General features: G+C 64.2%; 1 pseudogene. It reads left to right on the top strand.

Going from position 1 to position 232, the window contains the following annotated elements:
- Nucleotides 1–232, top strand: a pseudogene (locus tag SB765_RS34185) (hypothetical protein); the annotation flags it as partial.

Below are 232 nucleotides of genomic sequence, written 5' to 3'. Positions count from 1 at the left end.
CCGTGGCAAGGAGCAACAGCTGCGCGAGGCGCTGTACCAGATCCGCGATGCCATCGACGCCTACAAGCGTGCCTTCGACGCCGGTTACATCGAAAAGCGCCTGGATGCCAGCGGTTACCCGCCAAACCTGCAGGTGCTGGTAGAAGGCGTGCGCGATGTGCGCAGTGCCAAAGGGGCCAAGTTCTACTTCCTGCGGCGCATCCCCCACGACCCGCTGCTGGCGGCCAAGGAT

It is taken from the genome of Pseudomonas sp. SIMBA_067 (assembly GCF_046534675.1).
Classification (GTDB): Bacteria; Pseudomonadota; Gammaproteobacteria; order Pseudomonadales; family Pseudomonadaceae; genus Aquipseudomonas; species Aquipseudomonas putida.
The sequence above is the reverse complement of the archived record's forward strand: the minus strand, read 5'-3'. Positions and strand labels throughout refer to the sequence as shown.